Source organism: Kitasatospora sp. Ki12 (assembly GCF_054601375.1).
This window is the reverse complement of sequence record NZ_BAAIHT010000002.1, coordinates 2,903,784-2,926,466: the sequence shown is the minus strand read 5'-3', so window position 1 is coordinate 2,926,466 and position 22,683 is coordinate 2,903,784. Positions and strand designations below refer to the sequence as shown.

Here is a 22,683-nt window from a genome sequence, read left to right as displayed (position 1 = left end):
GGCTACACCGCGACCACGGCCACGGCGTCCGCCGCCAGCCGTACCGCGGTGCCGTCCAGCGCGGCCGGGCCGAAGGCCGCGACCAGCTCCCGCCCGGCGGCCCCGAGCGGCAGCGCGGCCTCCCGCGGCCCGAGGTTGACCGCGACCCGGTACGGTCCGCGGTGCACCACCAGCCAGCCGGCCGTCTCGTCGAAGTCCGCGCGCACCGCGCCGAGGTCGGGATCGGAGAGCTCCGGCCGGTCGCGCCGCAGCCGGATCAACGTCCGGTACCAGTCGAGCAGTTCGGCGTGCGGGGTGCGCCGGGGCTCGGTCCAGTCGAGGACCGAGCGCAGGACGGTGGCGGGCTCCTGCGGGTCGGGGACATCCTCGGCGGACCAGCCGTGTTCGGCGAACTCCCGTCGCCGGCCCTGTCGGACGGCCTCCGCGAGGCCGGGGTCGGTGTGGTCGGTGAAGTACTGCCAGGGGGTCGCGGCGCCCCACTCCTCGCCCATGAACAGCATCGGGGTGAACGGCGAGGTGAGCACCAGGGCGGCGCCGCAGGCGAGCCGGCCGGCGGGGAGCGCGGGGGAGAGCCGGTCGCCGAGCGCCCGGTTGCCGATCTGGTCGTGGGTCTGCAGGTAGCCGAGCAGCCGGTGGCCCTCGCCGGTGGGGAACGGGCGTCCGTGGCTTCGGCCGCGGAAGGAGGACCAGGTGCCGTCGTGGAACCAGCCCCGGGTGAGCGTCTTGGCGACGGCGGCGAGCGGCTCGTGCGCGAAGTCCCCGTAGTAGCCCTGGGATTCGCCGGTCAGCGCGCAGTGCAGGGCGTGGTGGAAGTCGTCGCTCCACTGGGCGGTGAGGCCCTGGCCGCCGGCCTCGCGGGCGGCGGTGGTGCGCGGGGTGTTGAGGTCGGATTCGGCGACCAGGAACAGCGGGCGGTTCGTGGCGACGGCCAACGTCCGTACCTCGGAGGAGAGTTCCTCCAGGAAGTGGACGGCCCGGTCGTCCGCGAGGGCGTGCACGGCGTCCAGCCGCAGGCCGTCGATCCGGTAGTCGCGCAGCCAGGCGAGCGCGCTGCCGATCAGGTAGGCGCGCACCTCGTCCGAGCCGGGGGCGTCCAGGTTCACCGCGGAGCCCCACGGGGTGTGGTGCCGGTCGGTGAAGTACGGCCCGTACGCGGGCAGGTAGTTGCCGGACGGGCCGAGGTGGTTGTGCACGACGTCCAGGACGACGCCGAGGCCCTTGCGGTGGGCGGCGTCGACGAAGCGCTTGAGTCCCTCGGGCCCGCCGTAGGGCTCGTGGACGGCCCAGAGCGAGACCCCGTCGTAGCCCCAGCCGTGCCGGCCGGGGAACGGGCAGACTGGCATCAGCTCGACGAAGTCGACGCCCAACTCGACCAGGTGGTCCAGGTGTTCGGCGGCCGCGTCGAAGGTGCCGCGCGCGGTGAAGGTGCCGATGTGCAGCTCGTACAGCACCGCGCCGGGCAGCGCGCGGCCGCGCCAGCCGGTCCGGGACCAGCGGAACGCGGCGTGGTCCACCGGGCGGCTCGGGCCGTCCGGGCCGGCCGGCTGCCACGGTGAGCGCGGGTCGGGCAGCGGCGGGCCGCCGTCCAGGCGGAAGGCGTAGTCGCCCGCCGGGGCCTCGCCGGACCACCAGCCGGACCGGTCCGCGCAGCGGGCCAACGCGTGTGCCACACCGTCGACTTCGACGTCGACCCGGGATTCGGCGCGGGGTGCCCACACCTCGTAGGCCGGCATTCAGCCCCTCCTCGTCAGCAGTGCCACCGGGAGGGTCGCCAGCAGCTCGGCCACCGGCACCGGGCCCGCCGGGAAGTTCCGCAGGGTCAGCTCGTCCGTCCACGGCCCGCCCGCCGGCAGCTCCAGCTCGGTGCCCCGCCAGCCGCCGGCCCGCTCCAGCCCGTACGGCAGCCGGGTGACGGCGGTGACCACGTCCTCGCCCCGGGCGAAGGCCGTCAGGTGGTCGGCGGCGGGGCCGACGGCGGTCAGCGGCCGGTACGGGCCGAGAGGGCGGGCCCGGCGCAGGTGCAGCGCGGCGGCGGTGAGGTGCAGCTTCTCGCGGGCGAGGTCGCCGGGCCGGGGGGTGGCCGAGTCGGTGAGCCGCACGGCGAGCGCGCCGAGGTCGACCAGGCCCCGGTTGTCCGGGTCCACCAGGGTGTACAGCGGCTCCTCGCTGCCCTGGTAGAGGTCGGGCACGCCCGGCACGGTGAGGTGCAGCAGGGCGGCGGCGAGGGTGTTGGCGCGGGCGTAGGGGGCGAGGGCGCGCACCGTGCCCTCGATCCGGGCGAGCAGCCCGGCGTCGTCGTGGACGGCGCGGGCCCGGGCCTCCAGGGCGCGTTCGTAGGGCGGGTCCGGCTCGGTCCAGGAGGTGTGCAGCTTGGCCTCGCGGACGGCCTTGAGGAGGGCGGCGACCAGCCGGTCCGGGGTGATCGGCCAGGCGGCGACCAGGGTGTGCCACAGCAGCCAGTCGGCGTCGCGGTCGAGTCCGGGGGCCGCCGGCCCTGCCGCGGCGGACCAGGCGGTGGCCTCGGCGGCCCAGGCCTCGGGCTGCTCGGCGAGGACGGCGAGCCGGGCGCGGGCGTCGGCGCTGCGCTTGGTGTCGTGGGTGGAGAGCACCGTCATGCCGTGCGGCCAGTCCCGCTCCTGCCGGCGGCACCAGTCGTGGAACTCCGCCGGGCTCAGCCCGGGCCGGGAGGGCTCGCCGCCGACCTCGTTCAGCCCCGGCAGCGCGTTCCAGCGGTAGAACGCGGTGTCCTCGACGCCCTTGGCGGCCACCGCCGCGGCGGTCTGGGCGAAGCGCACGCAGAACTCGTCGTGGTCCGGGCCGCGCCCCAGTTCGCCGAGCGCCAGGGCGGCCACCAGCCGGTCGGTCGGGTCGGTGGAGCCGTCCAGGGCCGCCCGCAGCTGCTCGCGGGAGACCGCCGGCGGCGTCTCGCCGGGCCGGGCGTACGGCCGGTACGCCGGGTAGCCGGTGAGCAGCCGGCCGAGCGCGGCGCGCAGCTGCCAGGGCGCGTGGTCGGCGTGCGCGGGCTCGGCGGCGCCGATCCGCAGGGCCGTCCGCACCAGCCGCTCGACCTCGGCGGCGAGCTCGCCGTGCGGCCCGGTCATGTCGGCCCGTCCGCGCCGGGCCTCGGCCACCGCCGGGTGCGGGTCCGCCGAGAGGTCCCGGTCCGGCTCCTCCGAGAGGTCCCGGTCCGGGCCGCCGCGCAGGAAGGACTCGTACGCCCCGGCCAGCCTCCGGGCGCCCGCCGGGTCGGTGAGCAGGCCGTCGATCCGGCGCAGCGCGTCGTAGCCGGTGGTGCCGGCGACCGGCCAGTCCTCGGGCAGCCGCTCCTCGCCGGTGAGGATCTTCTCGACCACGATGTACGCGCCGGGGGCGGTCACGGACGCCCCGCCGGTGGTCCCCGACGCCCCGCCGGTGGCCGCGGCGAGGCGGCGCAGGTAGCCGCGCGGGTCGGCGAGCCCGTCCGGGTGGTCGATCCGGAAGCCGTCCAGGACGCCGTCGGTGTGCAGCCCCAGCAGCACGGCGTGGGTGGCGGCGAACACCACCGGGTCCTCGACCCGCAGGGCGATCAGCTCGTTGACGGTGAAGAAGCGCCGGTAGTTGAGCTCGGTGCGGGCCAGCCGCCACCAGGCGAGCCGGTACCACTGGCGGCCGAGCAGCTCGGGCAGCGGCAGGTGCTCGGTGCCGGGCCGCAGCGGCAGCTCGTGCCGGTGGTAGCGCAGGACGGCGCCGTCCACGGTGAGCTGGTCGAGGACGGCGCCGAGCCGGTCGCCGAGCAGCGGCAGCAGCACCCGGCCGCGCCCGGGGGCGTCGGCGGGGCCGGGCTGGGCGGTCCAGTCGATGTCGAACCAGCGCGCGTACGGCGAGTCGGGCCCGTCGCGCAGCACCTGCCAGAGCGGCCGGTTGAGCCGCTCGGGGACGGGCACGGCCATGTGGTTGGGCACCACGTCGGCGATCAGCCGCAGGCCGTGCGCGTGCGCGGCGGCGGCCAGCGCGCGCAGTGCCGGCTCGCCGCCGAGCTGCTCGCTGATCCGGGTGTGGTCGACGGTGTCGTAGCCGTGGGTGGAGCCGGGGACGGCCTCCAGCAGCGGGGAGAGGTGCAGGTGGGAGACGCCGAGGGCGGCCAGGTAGGGGACGGCGGCGGTGGCGTCGCGCAGGGTGAAGCCGGGCTGGAGCTGGAGGCGGTAGCTGGCGGTGGGCGGGCCGTCGGGAGGGGCGGGCGGGCCGCCGGGGCGGGGGGCGGCCGGGCGGGGCTGCGCGGGCTCGGCGGCGGAGGTCATAGCTCCATAGGTACCCGGGGGAGCCCGCCGCCAAGACCCGCTGCTGATCCGAACAGGTGAACGCCCGGCCCCCGCGCCCGGCCCCCGCGCCCGGCCCCCGCGCCCGGTCACCCCGGCGGGCCTCAGGCCGGCCGCTGCAGCACCATCAGCGAGCGGTCGGTGAGCCACAGCGTGTCCCCCGCCTTGACCCGGGCCCCCGTCCCCGGGGCGGGCAGCCGGGGCTCGGCGGTGTCGACCACGACCTGCCACTCCTGCCCGTGGCCGGCCGGCACGGTGAACTCCAGCGGCTCGAAGTGCGCGTTGAACATCAGCAGGAAGGAGTCGTCGACGATCCGCCCGCCGCGCCGGTCCGGCTCGGAGATGGCGTAGCCGTTCAGGAAGACGGTCAGCGACTTGGCGTAGCTGGCGCCCCAGTTGCGCTTGGTCATCTCCTCCCCGGTCGGGGTGAACCAGGCGATGTCGGTGAGGTCGTCGAAGCCGCCGGAGGCCGACACCGGCCGCCCGTGGAAGAACCGCCGCCGCCGGAACACCGGGTGGTCGCGGCGCAGCCAGATCATCCCCTGGGTGAACTCCAGCAGCCGGGCCGCCGGCCCGTCGCCCTCGGGCCAGTGCACCCAGGAGAGTTCGTTGTCCTGGCAGTAGGTGTTGTTGTTGCCCAGCTGGGTGCGGCCGAGTTCGTCGCCGTGCGAGAGCATCGGCACGCCCTGGGAGAGCATCAGGGTGGCGATGAAGTTGCGCTGCTGGCGGGCCCGCAGCTCCTCGACGGCCGGGTCGTCGGTGGGGCCCTCGACGCCGCAGTTCCAGGAGCGGTTGAAGGATTCGCCGTCGCGGTCGTCCTCGCCGTTGGCCCGGTTGCGCTTCTCGTTGTAGGAGACCAGGTCGCGCAGGGTGAAGCCGTCGTGGCAGGTGACGAAGTTGATGGAGGCGATCGGCCGGCGGCCGTCGTCCTGGTAGAGGTCGGAGGAGCCGGTGAGCCGGGAGCCGAACTCGGCGAGGGCCGCGTTCTCGCCGCGCCACAGGTCGCGCACGGTGTCCCGGTACATGCCGTTCCACTCCGTCCACAGCGGCGGGAAGTTGCCGACCTGGTAGCCGCCCTCGCCGAGGTCCCAGGGCTCGGCGATCAGCTTGGCCTGGGAGACCACCGGGTCCTGCTGGACCAGGTCGAAGAAGGAGGAGAGCCGGTCCACCTCGTGGAACTGCCGGGCGAGGGTGGCGGCGAGGTCGAATCTGAAGCCGTCCACGTGCATCTCGGTGACCCAGTAGCGCAGCGAGTCCATGATCAGCTGGAGCACGTGCGGGCTGCGCATCAGCAGGCTGTTGCCGGTGCCGGTGGTGTCCTCGTAGAAGCGCTGGTCCTGGGCGAGGCGGTAGTAGGAGACGTTGTCCAGGCCGCGCAGCGAGAGCGTCGGGCCGAGGTGGTTGCCCTCGGCGGTGTGGTTGTAGACGACGTCCAGGATCACCTCGATGCCGGCCGCGTGCAGCGCCTTGACCATCGACTTGAACTCCTGCACCTGCTGGCCGCGGTCGCCGGTGGAGGAGTAGGAGGAGTGCGGGGCGAAGAAGCCGACGGTGTTGTAGCCCCAGTAGTTGGCCAGGCCGAGGTCGCGCAGCCGGTGGTCGCGGACGAACTGGTGGACCGGCATCAGCTCGATCGCCGTGACGCCGAGCTTGGCCAGGTGCTCGATCACCGCCGGGTGGGCCAGGCCCGCGTAGGTGCCGCGGATCTCCTCGGGGATGCCCGGGTGCAGCCGGGTGAGGCCCTTGACGTGGGCCTCGTAGATGACGGTCCGGTGGTAGTCGGTGCGCGGCGGCCGGTCGGTGCCCCAGTCGAAGTACGGATTGATCACCACAGAGTGCATGGTGTGCGGGGCGGAGTCGAGGTCGTTGCGGCGCTCGGGTGCGCCGAAGTGGTAGCCGTAGACCGACTCGTCCCAGTCGATGTTCCCGCTCATCGCCTTGGCGTACGGGTCCAGGAGCAGTTTGGCGCTGTTGTGCCGCTGGCCCAGGCCCGGGTTGTACGGGCCGTGCACCCGGAAGCCGTAGCGCTGGCCGGGCTGGACGCCGGGCAGGTAGGCGTGCCGGACGAAGGCGTCCGTCTCGCGCAGTTCGACGGCCGTCTCGGAGCCGTCCTCGTCGAGCAGGCACAGCTCGATGCGGTCCGCGCTCTCGGAGAACACGGCGAAGTTGGTGCCGGCCCCGTCGTAGGTGGCGCCGAGCGGGTAGGGCGTACCGGGCCAGACCTGCATGACTCCTCAACTTCCTTACTGCAGACGGAAACTGACAGGTAGTCCGACTAATGGTCCGACCGTCTGCCCGGACCCGGACGCTCTTCTGCCCGGCCGGGCGGCCGGGCACGCGCGCCGTGACGCACGGCACAGCCCGCATACTCCCCGAGCCCTTCCCCGGCGGCCGGGAGAACCGGCCCGGGTTGGTCCGAACGAGTGTCCGGCGGGCATTCGTGTGAAGAGTGATGCCGCTGGTGCGGGCGCGGGCGGGCTTCGGCGTGGGGCCCGGCCGTCGACCATCCGGCTGCGGTCGGCTCTCGACGGGCAGTACCCTTGATCGTCCGGCCGTCCCGGCCGACCCGGTGCTAGTCAACGGCCCGTCAACGGTCCCCGCGTCCGCGGGGGTCAGCCGCAGATGAGGTGGCGCATGGTGTTCCCCGCTGGCGGCCGTGGCTCCGGTCCCGACGGCCCCCACCGGGGCGCGGCCCGCAGCGAGGCGCCCACGGTGGTCATGCGCCCCACCCTGACCGGCCGCGCGCTGGTGCCCGCCCAGAGCGGCCCGGTCGAGATACCCGCGCTGGCCTGGTCCGCCGCCGAGTGGGAGGACGCCTACCAGCGGGTACGGCTCTCCGGCCGCGCCTACGTCTGGCTCAACCTGGTCGAGCAGCGGCTGCGCTCCCTGGTGGACGAGGTGCTGCACCCGATCTACGCCCCCGCGCACGGCGAGGACTGGGTCACCGCCGCCGCCGGGCCGGCCGGCGAGGAATGGGCGCACCGGGCCGGCGCGGTGCGCGAGGTCAGCCGCCGCAAGGGCTACCTGCTCGACCCGGCCGACGACGACCCGCTGGTCTTCCTCACCCTGCCCCAGCTGCGCGAACTGATGGTCCAGCACTGGCCCTGCTTCGAGCCGTACCTGGCCGACCGGCGCGAGATAGAGCTCGCCCTCGACGAGCTGGAGGTGGCCCGGCACGTCGTCTCCCGCAACCGGGTGCTCACCCAGACCGTCCTCGCCCAGACCGAGCGGGCCGCCGCCCGGCTGCTGGCCGTCCTGGACGGCGGCGCGGGCGGGGTGCCCGCCGACGTGGTCGAGTCCCTGGTGGCCGGGCGGTACGCGGACGTGGTCGCGGTGCACGCCGACCGGGTCCGGCTGCAGCGCGACCTGCCCGTGGAGGACCTGCTGGACGGCGCCCGGCGGCTCGACGCGCTCGGCATCGGCCTCGGCATGCTCTGCCAGAACTACACCGGCAAGCGCCTGGTGAAACTGGCCGGCGAGGGCTGCCGGGTACGGCTGCTGTTCCTCAACCCGGCGAGCAGCGCGGTGCGCCGCCGCGAACGCGAACTCGGCCTCGGGCGGAACGAGTTGTCCCGCTCGATCGAGATGAACATCATGCACGTGCGCCGGGTCCGGGCCCGGCTGCGCGACCAGGGCGGCTTCGAGATCAGGGTCTTCGACGAGACCCCGCGCTTCACCGCCTACCTGGTCGAGGGCCCCCGCACCACCGGCCAGGCGGGCGGCCGCCGGCAGGGCCGCGACCTCGGCGTCATCCAGCCCTACCTGCGCCGCGCCCGCGGCATGGAGTCCCCGGCGCTGGTGCTGCGCGGCGGCGCCGGCCAGCAGCCCGGCGGCACCGAGCCGGGGCTGCTGGAGGTCTACCGCGAGGAGTTCGAAGGGGTCTGGGCGGACTCCCGGCCGGTGTCCTGAGGACCGCACCCCGGGAACTGCGTCCTGAGGACCGTCCAGGGGACCGCATCCTGAGAAAAGGCCTGGTCGCGGCGGTGACGGCGCTGCCAGACTGCGGGCCGTGAACAGTCTTCCCGCCCTTCCTGCCCTTCCCGCCTGGACCCTGGAACCCGCCGCGCCCGAGGACCTCGAACGCGTCACCGACCTCAAGAACCAGGTCATGCGCGCCGACCTGGAACGCCTCGGCCGCTGGCACCCGGACCGCTCCCGCCGGCGGGTCGCGGACGCCTTCTCCACCAGGTGGACCTCCCTGCTGCTGGTCGAAGGAGCCTTCGCGGGCTCCGTCACGGTCCGCCCCGACGGGCACGGCGGGCGCCACCTGGAGATGTTCTACCTCGCCCCGCACCTCCAGGGCCGCGGCCTCGGCACCGACGTGCTGCGCCACCTCCTCGCCGAGGCCGACGCCGCCGGGGAGCCGGTGCACCTCGTCGTCCTGCGCGGCAGCGCCGCCCAACGGCTGTACGAGCGGCACGGATTCACCGTCACCCAGCAGGACCAGATCGACGTCCACCTGTCCCGCCCGGCGCCCCGGCCCGTGCCGTAGCCGGACCGCCCGCGACCGTTCCGCGACCGTTCCGCGACCGCCTCCCGACCGGGGTGCGGTGGGCCTGCGGACCGGGTTGTCGGTGGGGCGGGTGATGATAGGGGCTGTTTCGAGCCGTAGGACGGAAGGACACACCTGATGAGCTGGTGGCAGCAGCCACTGGTCGGCTTCGACCTGGAGACCACGGGCACCGACCCGGCCGTGGACCGCATCGTCACGGCCGCGCTCGTGGACACGGTCGGGGCCGCCCGGGTGGGGGCCGCGCACTGGCTGCTCGACCCCGGGGTGCCGATACCCGCCGAGGCGGAGGCGATCCACGGGATCGGGGACGAGGTCGCGCGGGGCAAGGGCCGGCCGGCCGCGGAGGCCGTGGAGGAGATAGCCGCCGGGCTGTGCGAGCGGATCGCCGCCGGGCGGCCGGTGGTGGCGTTCAACGCGCCGTTCGACCTGTCGCTGCTCGACGCCGAGCTGCGCCGGTACGGGCTGGCGACGCTCGCCGAGCGCCTGGGCGGGCCGGTCGGGCCGGTGCTGGACGCGCTGGTGATCGACCGGGCCGTGGACAAGTACCGCAAGGGCTCGCGCACCCTGCAGCGGGTCTGCGAGGTGTACGGGGTGGAGCTGACGGACGCGCACGAGGCGGGCAGTGACGCGCTGGCCGCCGTCCGGGTCGCCGTCGCCCTGGCCGGGCGCTACCCGGCCGAGGTGGGGGAGGTGGCGCCGGGCGAGCTGCACCGGCGGCAGATCGACTGGTACCGGGACTGGGCGGAGGGCCTGCAGGCCTGGCTGCGCCGCGGCAAGGACCCGCAGGCGGTGGTCGACCCGCGCTGGCCCGCCCGCTAGTCGGCCCGCCCGCTAGTCGGGCGGGCGGGCCCCGGCCCGGCCGGGCCGGCGCTACTGCAGGTCCAGGCCCACCGGGTGCGCGAGGTCCGTCGGGCAGACGAAGACGCGCAGTTCGCCGAAGCGTCCCACGGACACGTCCGGGGCGAGGCCGCTGTCCACGGTCAGCAGGTGGACCATCCGGGCGCCGCAGCCGCAGTCGACCGGCGCCAGGTCGGTGGAGTGCCAGGACGGCCAGCCGCCGAGCTTCCAGCCCTCGGCGCAGGACAGCGCGCGGTGGTACTCCAGGCCGTACCGCTGGGCGAACTCCTCGGCGGCCTCGTGGAGTTCTTCCGGCAGCTCGTCCTGGTCGGGCAGGTCCAGGATCTGCTCGGGGCGCAGCGCGCACGGCGTGGGCAGGTATCCGTCATCGCTGCGCCGGGGCGCCGGGGGCGTGACCGGGGCGAGGTCGGCGGCGCGCTGCCAGTGGAGTTCGACGTTCGGGCCGTAGTAGTAGCGGGTGTTCGGGAGCTCCCGGTGGTCGTTGGGGCACCAGAGCACCTGGAGCCGGTCGGCGTCCTCCGGCCAGGGCAGGTGCGGGGCGTCCTCGGCGCGGACGTGCGCGAGCGGCACCAGGGCGGTGTCGGCGGCGGGCCGCTCGGCGACCTTCCGGTGGGTGTGCCACGCGATCAGGTCGATGCTGTCGGCACCGTCCATGATCCGGCGCTGCTCGGCGGCCTCGTCGGGGGTGACGACGTGCACGCCGCCGTTGCTCCGGGCCCGTTCGCGCTCCGCCCGGGCGATGGCCTCCCAGATCGCGCGGTCGGCGGCGGAGACGTCCCGGTACTCGTCGGCCAGGTGCTCGGCGGTGCACCGCGGCCAGGGCGCGCCGGCCGGCCACAGCGCGGGGCCGCCGATCCGGCTCGCCCGCGGGTCGGGTGTCGCGGCGTACGGGTGGAGCAGGGTGGCGGGCCGCAGGTACGGGGCCAGTCCCGGTACGGCGGCGACGAGTCCGGTGGTGGTGGGGCCGGTCATGCGGGCCACCCTACGGTCGGCCCCGGCCGTCGGGGAGGGCCGGCCTTTCAGGAGACGGGCTTCAGGCCGCCGGGAAGTCGAAGGCGTACCCCTGGGCGACCAGCCAGGGCAGCAGCTGCTTGAGCGCGGCCACGGTCTGGCCGCGGTCGCCGCCGCCGTCGTGCAGGAGGATCACGCCGCCCGGCTTGAGCTGCTTCTGCACGGTGGAGACGATGGCCGGCACGCCGGGGCGGGACCAGTCGCGAGGGTCGACGGACCAGCCGAGCGAGGCCATCCCGAGGCCCGCGGTGATCTGCTCGTTGTCGGCGTTGAAGCCGCCGCCGGGGGCGCGGAACCAGTGGACCTCGGTGCCCGGGCCGCCGGCCTGGACGATCATGTCCCGGGCCGCGGTGATCTCGTACACGGCCTTGTCGTGCGGGAGCTTCGCGAACGGCTGGGGGTGGTGGACGCTGTGGTCGCAGAGCCGGTGCCCGGCGGCCAGGACGCGCTTGACCAGGGCCGGGTTGGCGGCGGCGTTCTGGCCGATCTGGCAGAAGGTCGCCTTGGCGTGGTACTGCGCGAGCAGGTCGAGGATCTGGCCGGTCGCGGGGCCGGGGCCGTCGTCGAAGGTGAGCGCGACGGTCCGGCCGCCGGAGGCGGTGGAGCCGATCACCGGGCCGGCTCCGGGGTGCGCGGGCGGCGGGGCGGGCGAGGAGGACGCGGCCGGGGCGGTCGGCGACGCGGGGGCGGAGGGGGCGTTCTCCGGCGAGGGGGTGCCCGTCGGCGAGGGCGTGCGCGGCTTCACGGGGGCGGCCGGGGCGGACGGCGTGGCCGGGGTGGTGGCGGGCGCGGAGCCGGTGGCCGGCGGGATCCCGTCGGAGCCGGGGGCCGGGGCGATGGTGGTGGCCGCGGTGCCGCTCGGCTGCGTGGCGCCGCTCGGCTGCGCCGCGGTGCTCGGCGGCTGGAGGGCGCCGCTGGCGGTCCCGCACGCGGTCAGTCCCAGGACGGCGGCCACCGCGACGCAGCCCGCGATCAGCCGGCGCCGGGAGCGGGACGTGGGCGGGGTGGAGGGGCGGCGGGAGGTCCGGTGCATGGCGGCGGCTCCTGAGGTGCGCGGGCGGTGCCGATCTCTCGGGGCGGGGCTCTCGGGGTCTCTCGGGCGGGATGACTGTCCGATAGGACGCCCACCGTACGTGCCCCGGTTGCGGGCCGGAACGCTCCCGCCCGGGAGACTTCTCACACCCGCCCCGGGAGGCGCCCGCGCGCCGGAACAGGTACGGGCCCGCCGTCAGAACGGGTACCAGCGCACCTCGGTGGCCCCGTCCCGCAGGGAGTCGACCCGCCGCCGGAACTCCGCGAGCGCGGCCAGGTTGCTCGCCGCCTGCTGCGCCACCCAGGAGGCGCTGGCGGTCTCCCGGGCCCCGCGCAGCACGGTGAACCCGGGCCACTCGCGCACGTCCCAGCCGTACGCCTCGGTGAACGCCTCGTACTCATCGCCGGGCACGCCGTAGCGGTCCTGGGCGAGGGCGAGGACCACCAGGTCGTGCTCGCGCAGGTCGTCCGCGACGAATTCGAGGTCGAGCAGGACCGGCCCGTCCGGGCCGACGTGGACGTTGCGCGGCAGCGCGTCGCCGTGGATCACGCCGGGGTCCAGCCGCGGGGCGAGGCCGGGCAGGGCGGCCTCGAAGGCGTCCCGGCGGTCGCGCAGGAAGGCGACGTCCGCGGGGTCGACGTGCCCGTCGGCGGAGGCCAGCCAGCGCTCGACCGGGGCCAGCAGGTCGCGCCGGCCGAGCGGCACGGGCGGCACCGGCAGCCGGTGCAGGGTGCGCAGCAGCGGGGCGAGGTCGACCGGCCGGGCGGGGCGGACGGCGGGCGCGAGCCGGTGCCAGAAGGTGACCGGGTGCCCGTCGGCGAGCCGCGGCTCGGGCGCCACCGCGTCGTACGGGCGCACCACCGGGACGTCCTGCCCGGCCAGCCAGTGGGCGACGGTCAGTTCGCGGTGCGCCCGGTCGGACAGCTCGGGGGCGCGGCCGACCTTGGCGACCACGGCCGGGTCGCCGAGGTCGAAGACGGCGTTCTCGCCGAGCGCGAGCAGCCGGGCGTCGCCGGGGGCCGGGAGTCCGGCGCTCTCGCAGGCCAGGGCGAGCAGCAGCCGGGCGCGGCCCTCGTCGAAGGGGGTCATGACTGGGCTCCGTTCCGGCGGTGTCCACCCGGGGGCCCGGGCGGTGATCATCATGCCGCACGGACGCCGGGCCCCGCTCGCTGCGGGGCCCGGCGTGGTTCGCGTCACCGCGGTCGGGTCACACCTCGATCCTGCGGTGCCGCGCCCCCTCCGGCGCGGGGGCGGGGGTGCCGGGCTGCCCCGGCAGGGTGCTCGCGGCGCCGAGCGGCGGCACGGACTCGCCGTGCGAGAGGTCCGGCAGCCAGCCCAGCCAGCGCGGCAGGTACCAGTTGCGCTCGCCGAGCAGGGTCATCACCGAGGGCAGCAGCACCGCGCGGATCACCGTGGCGTCGATCAGTACGGCGACCGCCAGGCCGACGCCCATCTGCTTCATCGCCTGCATGGACAGGGTGCCGAAGACCGCGAACACCGCCACCATGATCACCGCGGCGCTGGTGACGACCCCGGCCGTGGAGCGGATGCCGTGGGCGATCGCGGCCCGGGTCGGCAGCCCGCGGTCGCGGCCCTCCTTGATCCGGGAGACCACGAAGACGTGGTAGTCCATCGAGAGCCCGAAGAGGATCACGAAGAGGAACAGCGGCACCCAGGACTCCACCGCGCCGACCCCGGCGGTGCCCAGCAGTGAGGCGCCCACGCCGTGCTGGAAGACCAGCGTCAGCACCCCGTACGCGGCGCCCACCGAGAGCAGGTTGAGCGCCACGGCGGTGCCGGCCACGGCCAGCGAGCGGAAGGAGGTGAGCATCAGCAGGAAGGCGAAGAGCACCACGAAGCCGAGCACCAGCGGCATCGAGCCGGTCATCTGGGCGTTGAAGTCGTACGACCCGGCGGTGCGCCCGGTGACCGGGGCCTCGGTGCCGGGCACCTTGAGGACGGTGGCGGGCACCAGGTCCTCGCGGAGGGTCTTCAGCGCGTCGTTGCTGGTGGCGTCGTTGCCGGTGCCGTTGAGCGGGATGTCGACGGTGGCGATGTTCTTGTCGGCGTGCACGGCGACCTCCACCGGGCCGTGCATCCGGCCGCTGGCCAGCGCCTTGGCCTTGAGGTCGGCGATCGCGGCGGTCATCGCGGGGGAGTCGATGTCGGCGGCCTTGATGACGACGGTGGCCGGGGCGGGGCTGCCGGGGAAGGCGGCCTCGATCTTCTGCGAGGCGGCGACCAGCGCGTTGCCCGCGGGCAGCTGCTGCCGGAAGGTGAGGTTGGCGGTGTGCATGGTGAGCAGCGGCGTGGCCAGGGCCAGCAGGAAGGCCCCGGCGAGCAGGGTGGCGGCCAGCGGGCGGCGCAGCACCGGGGTCAGCACCGCGTTCCAGAAGCGTCCCCCGGTCTGGGCGGCGTCCGGGCGGCGGAGCTTGCCGAGCAGGGGCAGCCGGCCCTTGTCGACCCGGTCGCCGAGCATGGACAGCAGCGCGGGCAGCACGGTGAGCGAGCCGAGTACGGCGGTGATCACGACCAGGATGGTGGCGAAGGCCATCGCCCGGAAGTCGGCGATCCCGGTGAGGAACATGCCGGCCATGGCGACCACCACGGTGACGCCGGAGACCAGCACCGCCCGGCCGCTGGTGGCGGCGGCGACGGCCAGCGCGGTCCGCGCGTCGCGCCCGGCGGCCCGCTCCTCGCGCTCGCGCCGCAGGTAGAAGAGGCAGTAGTCGACGCCGACGGCGAGGCCGACCAGCAGCATCACCGAGCTGGCGTCGTCGCTGGTGTGCAGCAGGCCGCTGGTGAGCGCGACCAGCCCGCCGGCCGCGATGAAGGCGGTGAGCGCGAGCACCACCGGCAGGACGGCGGCGACCAGCGCGCCGAAGGCGACCAGCAGGATGCCGAGGGCGAGCGGCACGGCCGTCCACTCGGCGCGGGCGAAGTCGTTCTTGAACTGGTCCTTGATCCACTTGCCGGAGCTGGCGTCGCCGAGCTCGACCACGGTCAGTCCGGGGTTCTGCCTCTGCACGCCGGCCACCGCGTCCAGCACGGCCTGGACGTTCTCGACCGCCTCGTCCTGGTCGCCCTTGAGCGTCACCAGCACGAGCGCCGAGTGGCCGTCCTGGGAGACCGCCTTGGTCTCGTACGGCGAGCGGACCTCGGCGGCCTTGCCGGTGCCGTTCACGGCGGCGGTCACCTGGCCGACGGCGGTGCGGAACTCGGGGTCGTCGGCGCTGCGGGTGGGGCTCTGGACCAGGACGGTCTCGCTCGCCGGGCTCTTCAGCCCGGCGTCGTCGAGGATCCGCGCGGCCCGGGCGACCTGCCCGGGCATCGACTCGGCCTCGGTCACCTTGGTGCTGCCGTGCGCGCCGCCGAGCACGGTGGCCAGCACGACGAAGAGCAGCCAGCCGAAGACGGCGGTCTTCCGGTTCCGGGCGCTCCAGGCGCCCATCGCGGCGGCCATGCCGAGTCCGGGTTTCGCGGGTCTGGCCTGTACGGGCTTCACGGGTGCTTCCCCCCTGGGAGTACGGCGTTCGTCGCCGGACGGGAGCGGTGGCGGCGGTGGTCGCGGAGGCCGCCTCCGCTGCGCGCCGGCTGCGGTCCCGGCGTCCCAACAGACATTAGGGAGAAGGGGGTTGGGCGGTAATCCGGCTGGCGGGTGACCCGTCCCTGGGGCTTCCCTCGGGGGCGGGGTGGGGTTTTCCCTACCCCTCGACCCCGAGAACTCCACCTAGGGGGTAGGGGACGCGACTCCACCCTGAGGGGGAGATGACTCCACCCGGAGCACGAGGTCAAGCGGGGTGCGTTCGGGGGAAACTGGGCCGGGGCCGTTTCGGGGCGGTCCTGTACCGGGGGTTGGAATACGGGGGCTCCTTGCCGGGCGGCAAGCAAGTACTCGTAAGATGATGCCCGAACCTACTTACCTGCCGACCGGCAAGGGCGTGCGTCCGTGTACGCCCGGCCGGTCCTGCCGTCGCCCAGCGTCCCGTCCCCCAAGGGCTGCGGTGAACCATGCCCAGGAGGCACACGAGCATGTTCCACCGACTAGGACACTTCGTCGTTCGCCGTGCCTGGTGGGTGATCCTCGCCTGGGTCGTCGCGATGCTCGCCATCGTCGCGTCGGCCCCGAAGGTCACCTCCCAGACGGACGAGTCCGCATTCCTGCCCAAGCACTACGAGTCGATCCAGGCGGCGCAGCTCCAGGAGCAGGCGTTCCCGTCCAGCTTCACCCCCGCCGCGCTGCTGCTCTTCGAGCGCAACGACGGCCAGGCGCTGAACGACGCAGACCAGGCCTCGATGGACAAGGTCGTCAACGGTCTGACCGCCGCGCACATCCCCGCGGTCGAGAAGATCCTGCCGGTCGACGCCAAGGCCTCGAAGTCCAAGGACGGCAAGTACGCGCTGTCCATGGTCGCCATCGACAAGACCAAGATGCAGACCGAGGAGTACCCCGACGCGGCCAAGAAGCTGCGTGAGGAGGGCTCCAAGCTCGCCGACGGCACCGGGCTGAAGTTCCAGGTCGGCGGTCAGGCCGCCAGCTCCCTGGACCAGAAGGACGCCTCCGGCTCCACCGACGCCATCGTCATGGGCCTCAGCCTGGTGCTGGTCATCCTGATCGTCGGCATCATCTTCCGCAGCATCCTGGCCGGCCTCCTGCCGGTCCTGCTCTCGCTGGTCATCGCGATGCCGGTGGCCAACGGCCTGATCGCCGACGCGATCAAGATCTTCGACCTCAAGTCCTCCCCGATGACCTCCGCGATCCTGATCATCGTGGTCCTCGGCGTCGGCACGGACTACTTCCTCTTCCTCGCCTTCCGCTACCGCGAGCGGCTGCGCCTGGGCGAGGACCGCAAGACGGCCGTGGCCAACGCCGTCGGCCGGGTCGGCGAGGCGATCGCCTCCGCCGCCGGTGCCGTCGCCGTCGCCTTCGCCGTGCTGATCCTCTCCAGCCTGGGCATGTTCACCGCGCTCGGCCCGGCGCTGGCCATCGCCGTCATCGCGACCGCCCTGGTCTCGCTGACCCTGGCCCCGGCCGTGCTCGCCGTCATCCCGTCCAAGGGCGTCTTCTGGCCCGGCAAGAAGTGGATGCAGGAGCCGAAGAACGCCCGCTTCGCCGCGTTCGGCCGGATGACCGGCAAGAAGCCCGGCCTGGTCGCCCTGGTCTCCGGCGGCATCCTGCTGGTGCTGACCCTGGCCGGCGTCAACTACAACGGCACCTACGACCTGGCCGGCAGCTCCATGCCCAAGGGCAAGGAGTCGATGGTCGTCCAGGACAAGCTGATGACCGCCTTCTCGGCCGGCGCCGCCGACCCGAGCCACGTCTACCTGACCAGCACCAACGGCGCCAAGCTCAGCGACTCCGCGATCAAGGACTTCGCCGGCAAGCTCCAGGGCGTCCCCGGGGTGGCCTCCGTCGTCACGCCGAGCACCGAGAACAAGGCGATCAACGCCGAGGGCACCACCGGTGACTTCACGGTGATGCTGAACGACGCGCCGGCCTCCAACAAGGCCATCGACACCATCGAGAAGGTCCGCGACACCGCCCACGCCTCGGCCCCGGCCGACAGCAAGGCCCTGGTCGGCGGCATCACCTCGGTGTACAAGGACATCAACACCGCGATGGTGCACGACTACACCCTGGTCTTCCCGATCGCGGCCCTGATCATCATGCTCATCCTGGGCCTGCAGCTGCGCAGCGTGGTCGCGCCGTGGTACCTGATGGCCTCGGTCGGCCTCGGCTTCGGCGGCACCCTCGGTGCCACCACCCTGGTGTTCCAGAACATCAAGGGCGAGCAGGGCCTGATGTTCATGCTGCCGATCTTCATCTACCTGTTCGTGGTGGCGATCGGCACGGACTACAACATCCTGATCATCTCCCGCCTCCGCGAGGAGGCCCGCGAGGGCCGCAGCCCGCGCGAGGCGGCCAGCGAGGCCGTCAAGCACGGCGGCCCGACCGTCGCGGCGGCCGGCTTCATCCTGGCGGCGTCGTTCGCGACCTTCATGCTCGCGGGCAACGTCCTCTTCATGGAGCTCGGCTTCTCGCTGGCCTTCGGCATCGTGCTGGCGGCCTTCGTGATGGCGATGTTCTTCACCCCGGCGCTCACCGCGCTGCTCGGCCACCGCGCCTGGTGGCCCGGCCACGCCGACGAGCCCGGCCACGGCCACGGCCACGGCGACGGTCCGGCCCCGCTGGCGGGCACGCACGGCGTCCCGGAGCCGGCCGGCCGGCACTGACCGCGGCCGTCCCGGAACGATCCCCGGCCGGTACCGGAGGGATCCCGGACCGGCCGGGGATCCACAGGCGGCGCCCCGCTTCGGCGGGGCGCCGCCTGCCCTGTTCCCGGGGGCGCCAAACGTGATCTGTTCGGCGGAAAATCCCCGGTCGCCCGGGGTGTCACCGTGCTACAGTCGACTCAGTTGCAGTTTTGGTTCCCATGAACGTGTATGTGCGCCTGCTGGTTCCAACCAACAGGCGCATTTGTTTTGTCCGGTGTTTCAGTCTCCGGATGGGGATCGCGGCTACTTGGGGATCCACGAGGTGTGGGTCCCTGATGCCCCAGTATGAGGAGACGGTTATGGCTACCGGCACCGTGAAGTGGTTCAACAGCGAAAAGGGCTTCGGCTTCATCGAGCAGGATGGTGGCGGCGCTGACGTCTTCGCCCACTACTCGAACATCCAGGCTCAGGGCTTCCGTGAGCTGTTCGAGGGCCAGAAGGTCGAGTTCGACGTGACCCAGGGCCAGAAGGGCCCGCAGGCCGAGAACATCCAGATCATCGGCTGACGTCAGCCTCCACGCTGACTCGCGATAATCGCGAAGCGGGGGCCCGCACCGCACGGTGCGGGCCCCCGCTCATGCCGCAGTACGGCCGGGGCGGCGCACTCACTTCCGACGGCCGACCAGCCCGCACCGCGGGCTGCCGACCGACCGACGGAGATCCTGTGACCACCCCTGCCCGCACGCCGCGCGACCGCGGCCCCCGCACCACCGACCGCACCGCCCGCGGCACCGACCCGGCCCGCCGCACCGGCGACGGCGACCGCCCGCGCAAGCCCCGCGGCCGCAACGGCGCCCCCAAGCAGGGCGCCCCCAAGCAGAGCCGCGCCGCCGTGCCCGAGGCCACCGACTTCACCGTCGTCCAGGGCACCCCGCCCCGGCCCCCGGCGGCCACCTTCGCCGAGCTCGACCTGCCGAAGGGCATCCTCTCCGCGCTCACCCGCGAGGGCGTCACCGAGCCGTTCCCGATCCAGGGCGCCACGCTGCCCGACTCGATCGCCGGCCGCGACGTCCTCGGCCGCGGCCGCACCGGCTCCGGCAAGACCCTGGCCTTCGGCCTGCCGCTGCTCGCCCGCACCGCCGGGAGCCGCGCCGTCGCCCGCCACCCGCTGGCGCTCGTCCTGGTGCCCACCCGCGAGCTGGCCCAGCAGGTCACCGACGCGCTCACCCCGTACGCCACCGCCGTCAACCTGCGGATCACCACCGTCGTCGGCGGCATGTCGATCAACCGGCAGGCCAACGCGGTGCGCCGCGGCGCCGAGGTCCTGGTCGCCACCCCGGGCCGGCTGGACGACCTGATCGGGCGCGGTGACGTCAACCTCTCCGACGTGGCGATCACGGTCCTGGACGAGGCCGACCAGATGGCCGACATGGGCTTCCTGCCGCAGGTCACCAAGCTGCTGGAGCAGGTCGCCGAGGGCGGGCAGCGGATGCTGTTCTCCGCCACCCTGGACCGCAACGTCGACCGGCTGGTCAAGCGCTTCCTGACCGACCCGGTGACCCACTCGGTCGACCCGTCGGCCGGCGCGGTCACCACCATGGACCACCACGTCCTCCAGCTCGACCAGACCGACAAGGCCTCCGCCACCGCGCACATCGCCTCCCGCGACGGCCGCGTGATCATGTTCGTGCACACCAAGCACGGCGCGGACCGGCTCGCCAAGCAGCTGCTCGCCAACGGCGTCAAGGCGGCGGCCCTGCACGGCGGCAAGTCCCAGCCGCAGCGCAACCGGGTCCTCGACCAGTTCCGCGACGGCCACATCACCGCGCTGATCGCCACCAACGTCGCCGCGCGCGGCATCCACATCGAGGGCCTCGACCTCGTCGTCAACGTGGACCCGCCGGTCGACCACAAGGACTACCTGCACCGCGGCGGCCGCACCGCCCGGGCCGGCGAGTCCGGCACGGTCGTCACCCTCGTGCTGCCCGAGCAGCGCCGCGAGGTCAACCGGCTGATGACGGTGGCCGGGATCCGCCCGACCGTCACCAAGATCCGCCCCGGCGACGCCGACCTGGCCCGGATCACCGGCGCCCGCACCCCCAGCGGCGTCCCGGTCACCCTGGCCGTGCCGGTGGTCCAGGCCGCCGCCTCCGCCCCGGCGGACGAGACGGCCGGGCGCGCCGGAGCCAAGGGCGCCCCGCGCCGCCGCGCCGGCAAGCGCTCCGGCCTGCCCGCCGACGTCGACATGAACGGCAACCCCCGCCGTCCCCGCCCCAAGCAGCGGATGGGCGCGGCCGGCGCCGCCCAGGCCGACCGCCCCCAGGGTGACCGCCCCCAGGCGGCCGGCTTCATCGGCCGCTCCTCCGGGCGCGCCAAGCCCGGCAGCGGCTCCAAGTCCGGCTCCAACTACGGGAGCGGGCGCCAGCGCCGCAAGTTCGACTGACGCTCCGCCCGAACGGCCCGGCCCCCTCGTCACCACGGGGGCCGGGCCGTTCGGCGTCTCCGGGGCGTCCGGGACCGGCCACCGGACCGGCCGGGACCGGCCACCGGGGCGTCCTCGGTGCCGGTCCGCCGCCCCGGCACCCGCGTCGGGGCGGCTTCGGGGCGGCGGGCCCCCAACTCAGACCGTCGCCGCCACCGCCGGGGCCGGCGCCAGGGCGCGCAGCCGCTGCTCCGTCTCGGCGTCCCGCGGGGCCATCACGATCAGCTGCAGGCCCTCCGTGGCCAGCAGCACGTGCTGGTCGATCCGCAGCTCGCCCACCACCTCGTGGCGGATCACCTTCCGCGCGCCGCCGCGCTCCGCGACCTGGTGCTCGTCCAGCCAGCGGTCCGCCTCCGGGTACTCGCCGCGGACCTGCTGGATCATCCGGGCCAGGTGGCGCCCGACGGCCGTCGCCTCCCCGCCGCGCTCGGCGTAGGCGGAGCGCAGCTGCGCCAGGAAGTGGCGGGCGTGCACCTCCCACTGCTCGACCCGGGCCCGGTGCACCGCGTTGCCGAACACCACCCAGGCCAGGTTGCACTCGTCCGGTGCCCGGCCGGTCAGGCCGAACAGCGCGTCCGCGCCCGGGTTCCAGGCCCGGATGTCCCAGTTGGCGTCCATCACGAAGGACGGCGCCGGCCACTGCGCGCGCATCAGCCGCAGCAGCGGCACCGGGACGTCCCCCGGCGCCGCCACCTCGCCGTCCCGCGGGTGGCTGCCCGCCAGCCGGAACAGGTACGCCGTCTCCGCCCGGTCCAGCCGCAGCGTCCGGGCGAGGCTCGCCAGCACCTCCGGGGACGGGTGGATGTCCCGCCCCTGCTCCAGCCACGTGTACCAGGTCACCCCCACCCCCGCGAGCAGCGCCAGCTCCTCCCGCCGCAGCCCCGGAGTGCGCCGCCGCACCCCCGGCGCCAGCCCGACCTCCTTGGGCGTCAGCCGCGCCCGGCGGCTGCGCAGGAAGCTCGACAGCGCCGTCCGGCGCTCCTGGGCGTCGTCAACGTCCACCATGTCCCCCGTCCTCCCTGGTAGTCGAACTACCAGTACTCCCACGCACTGCTGCGGCCCGCCCGTCCGCGCGAGGCTTGATCACGTCAACGGACCGCACGCGCAGAGGAATTCCGATGAGCAACCGTCAGCACCGTACTCTCCGCCGCACCCTGGTCGCGGGCGCATTGACCACCCTGATCGGCGCCGCCGGCGCACTGCCCGCGGCCCCGTCCGCCGCCGCGGCCGCCGCCTCGCCCGCCGGGCGCCCGGCCCCGGCCGTGATCACCGGCCACGCGCCCACCCTGGTGCCCGAGGCGGGGGCCTGGGACGCCTCCCACCACCGCTTCCTGCTCGGCTCGCTGCGGCACGCGACCGTCTCCGCCGTCGGCACCGACGGGAGCGTGCGCACCCTGGTGCGGGACCCGGCCCTGACCGAGGTCGCCGGCCTGCGGGTCGACCCCGTCCACCGCCGCGTCCTGGTCACCGACCTCGACAACGGCGTCGGCGAGCACAGCAGCCCGGCGACCTTCGGGAAGATCGCCGGGATCGGCGCCTACGACCTGGACACCGGCCGCCGCCTCTTCTACACCGACCTCGCCGCCGTCGCCGCCGACGGCGGCGACCACCTGGCCAACGACATCGCGGTCGGCCCCGACGGCACCGCCTACGTCACCGACTCCTTCGCCCCGGTCGTCTACCGGGTGGCACCGGACGGCACCGCCTCCGTCCTGCTGCGCGACCCGAGGCTGGCCCCCGCCCCGGGTGCGTACGGCCTGAACGGCATCGTCCTGCGCGAGGGCCGCCTGGTCGTCGGCAAGTGGGACGACGGCACGCTGTGGCAGGTCCCGCTCTGGGACCCGGCCGCCGTGCGACAGGTCGAGGTGGCCGACGGCGCCGCGTCCCTGCTCCACCTGGACGGCCTGCTCGGCCGACCGGACGGCTCCGTCGCGGGCGTCACCAACGCCCTCCTGGGGGCCGGCCGCGACGCCGAGGTCGAACTGCGCTCCGAGGACCACTGGCGCACCGCCCGGCTCACGGCCGTCCGGCCCTCCGCCGACCCCACCCCGACGGCGCTCATCGCCGGTCCGGCGGGCCGGGTCTACCAGCTCTCGGCCGGCCTCGCGGACGCCGTCGCGGGGCACCCGTCGGACGCCTTCACCCTGCGTCGGATCTGACCCGCCATCCGCTCGGCCCCGGATCGCCTGACGGCCCGGCTCCCGCTCGTCCGGGGGCCGGGCCGTACGCGATCAGGCCGGATCGGCCGCGCGTCCGGCCTGCCCGGGGCGTTCCG

At 74.5% G+C, this 22,683-nt stretch carries 15 protein-coding genes; 7 read left to right on the top strand and 8 right to left on the bottom strand.

Going from position 1 to position 22,683, the window contains the following annotated elements:
* Positions 1 to 2 precede the first annotated feature (2 nt).
* From treZ to glgX, 3 genes are all read right to left on the bottom strand, one after another.
* Positions 3 to 1,733, bottom strand: a complete 1,731-nt coding sequence (gene treZ / locus ACYP53_RS30600; RefSeq protein ID WP_459649748.1) for a malto-oligosyltrehalose trehalohydrolase — start codon at positions 1,731 to 1,733, stop codon at positions 3 to 5.
* Complete coding sequence (gene treY / locus ACYP53_RS30595) at positions 1,734 to 4,277, bottom strand: malto-oligosyltrehalose synthase (protein WP_459649747.1); 2,544 nt, start codon at positions 4,275 to 4,277, stop codon at positions 1,734 to 1,736.
* A 122-nt stretch (positions 4,278 to 4,399) separates the two neighbouring features.
* Entirely contained in the window at positions 4,400 to 6,523 is a 2,124-nt protein-coding gene (gene glgX / locus ACYP53_RS30590; RefSeq protein WP_189914876.1) for a glycogen debranching protein GlgX, read from the bottom strand.
* 406 nt (positions 6,524 to 6,929) lie between these two features.
* On the opposite strand from glgX, the gene ACYP53_RS30585 reads away from it, so the two are divergent.
* From ACYP53_RS30585 to ACYP53_RS30575, 3 genes are all read left to right on the top strand, one after another.
* Positions 6,930 to 8,204: an SAV2148 family HEPN domain-containing protein gene (locus ACYP53_RS30585; protein ID WP_373313689.1), complete on the top strand. Its 1,275-nt coding sequence runs from the start codon at positions 6,930 to 6,932 to the stop codon at positions 8,202 to 8,204.
* A 100-nt stretch (positions 8,205 to 8,304) separates the two neighbouring features.
* Positions 8,305 to 8,787, top strand: a complete 483-nt coding sequence (locus ACYP53_RS30580; RefSeq protein ID WP_459649746.1) for a GNAT family N-acetyltransferase — start codon at positions 8,305 to 8,307, stop codon at positions 8,785 to 8,787.
* 138 nt (positions 8,788 to 8,925) lie between these two features.
* A complete protein-coding gene (locus tag ACYP53_RS30575; protein WP_189914874.1) occupies positions 8,926 to 9,627 on the top strand; it encodes an exonuclease domain-containing protein in 702 nt (233 codons plus the stop codon).
* Positions 9,628 to 9,678: 51 nt separating this feature from the next.
* Here the strand turns inward: ACYP53_RS30575 and ACYP53_RS30570 are convergent, their stop codons facing one another.
* The 4 genes from ACYP53_RS30570 to ACYP53_RS30555 all read right to left on the bottom strand — a co-directional run bounded on the left by ACYP53_RS30570 (position 9,679) and on the right by ACYP53_RS30555 (position 15,173).
* A complete protein-coding gene (locus tag ACYP53_RS30570; protein ID WP_459649745.1) occupies positions 9,679 to 10,638 on the bottom strand; it encodes a hypothetical protein in 960 nt (319 codons plus the stop codon).
* A 61-nt stretch (positions 10,639 to 10,699) separates the two neighbouring features.
* The gene (locus tag ACYP53_RS30565; protein ID WP_189914870.1) at positions 10,700 to 11,710 is read right to left on the bottom strand and encodes a polysaccharide deacetylase family protein; all 1,011 of its coding nucleotides are present in this window, start codon (positions 11,708 to 11,710) and stop codon (positions 10,700 to 10,702) included.
* Between the two features lie 195 nt (positions 11,711 to 11,905).
* Positions 11,906 to 12,799, bottom strand: coding sequence for a phosphotransferase enzyme family protein (locus ACYP53_RS30560; RefSeq protein ID WP_459649744.1), 894 nt, complete (start codon positions 12,797 to 12,799; stop codon positions 11,906 to 11,908).
* A 118-nt stretch (positions 12,800 to 12,917) separates the two neighbouring features.
* A complete protein-coding gene (locus ACYP53_RS30555) occupies positions 12,918 to 15,173 on the bottom strand; it encodes an MMPL family transporter (protein ID WP_459649855.1) in 2,256 nt (751 codons plus the stop codon).
* A 569-nt stretch (positions 15,174 to 15,742) separates the two neighbouring features.
* On the opposite strand from ACYP53_RS30555, the gene ACYP53_RS30550 reads away from it, so the two are divergent.
* The 3 genes from ACYP53_RS30550 (at position 15,743) to ACYP53_RS30540 (ending at position 20,369) form a co-directional block, all read left to right on the top strand.
* A complete protein-coding gene (locus tag ACYP53_RS30550) occupies positions 15,743 to 17,944 on the top strand; it encodes an MMPL family transporter (RefSeq protein ID WP_459649743.1) in 2,202 nt (733 codons plus the stop codon).
* Positions 17,945 to 18,285: 341 nt separating this feature from the next.
* Complete coding sequence (locus ACYP53_RS30545; RefSeq protein ID WP_030060364.1) at positions 18,286 to 18,492, top strand: cold-shock protein; 207 nt, start codon at positions 18,286 to 18,288, stop codon at positions 18,490 to 18,492.
* A gap of 158 nt (positions 18,493 to 18,650) precedes the next feature.
* A complete protein-coding gene (locus ACYP53_RS30540) occupies positions 18,651 to 20,369 on the top strand; it encodes a DEAD/DEAH box helicase (protein ID WP_459649742.1) in 1,719 nt (572 codons plus the stop codon).
* Positions 20,370 to 20,546: 177 nt separating this feature from the next.
* On the opposite strand, the gene ACYP53_RS30535 is transcribed toward ACYP53_RS30540, so the two are convergent.
* Positions 20,547 to 21,413, bottom strand: coding sequence for a helix-turn-helix transcriptional regulator (locus ACYP53_RS30535; RefSeq protein WP_189914863.1), 867 nt, complete (start codon positions 21,411 to 21,413; stop codon positions 20,547 to 20,549).
* 113 nt (positions 21,414 to 21,526) lie between these two features.
* Between ACYP53_RS30535 and ACYP53_RS30530 the strand changes: the two genes are divergently transcribed.
* Positions 21,527 to 22,567, top strand: a complete 1,041-nt coding sequence (locus ACYP53_RS30530) for a hypothetical protein (protein ID WP_459649741.1) — start codon at positions 21,527 to 21,529, stop codon at positions 22,565 to 22,567.
* Positions 22,568 to 22,683 lie beyond the last annotated feature (116 nt).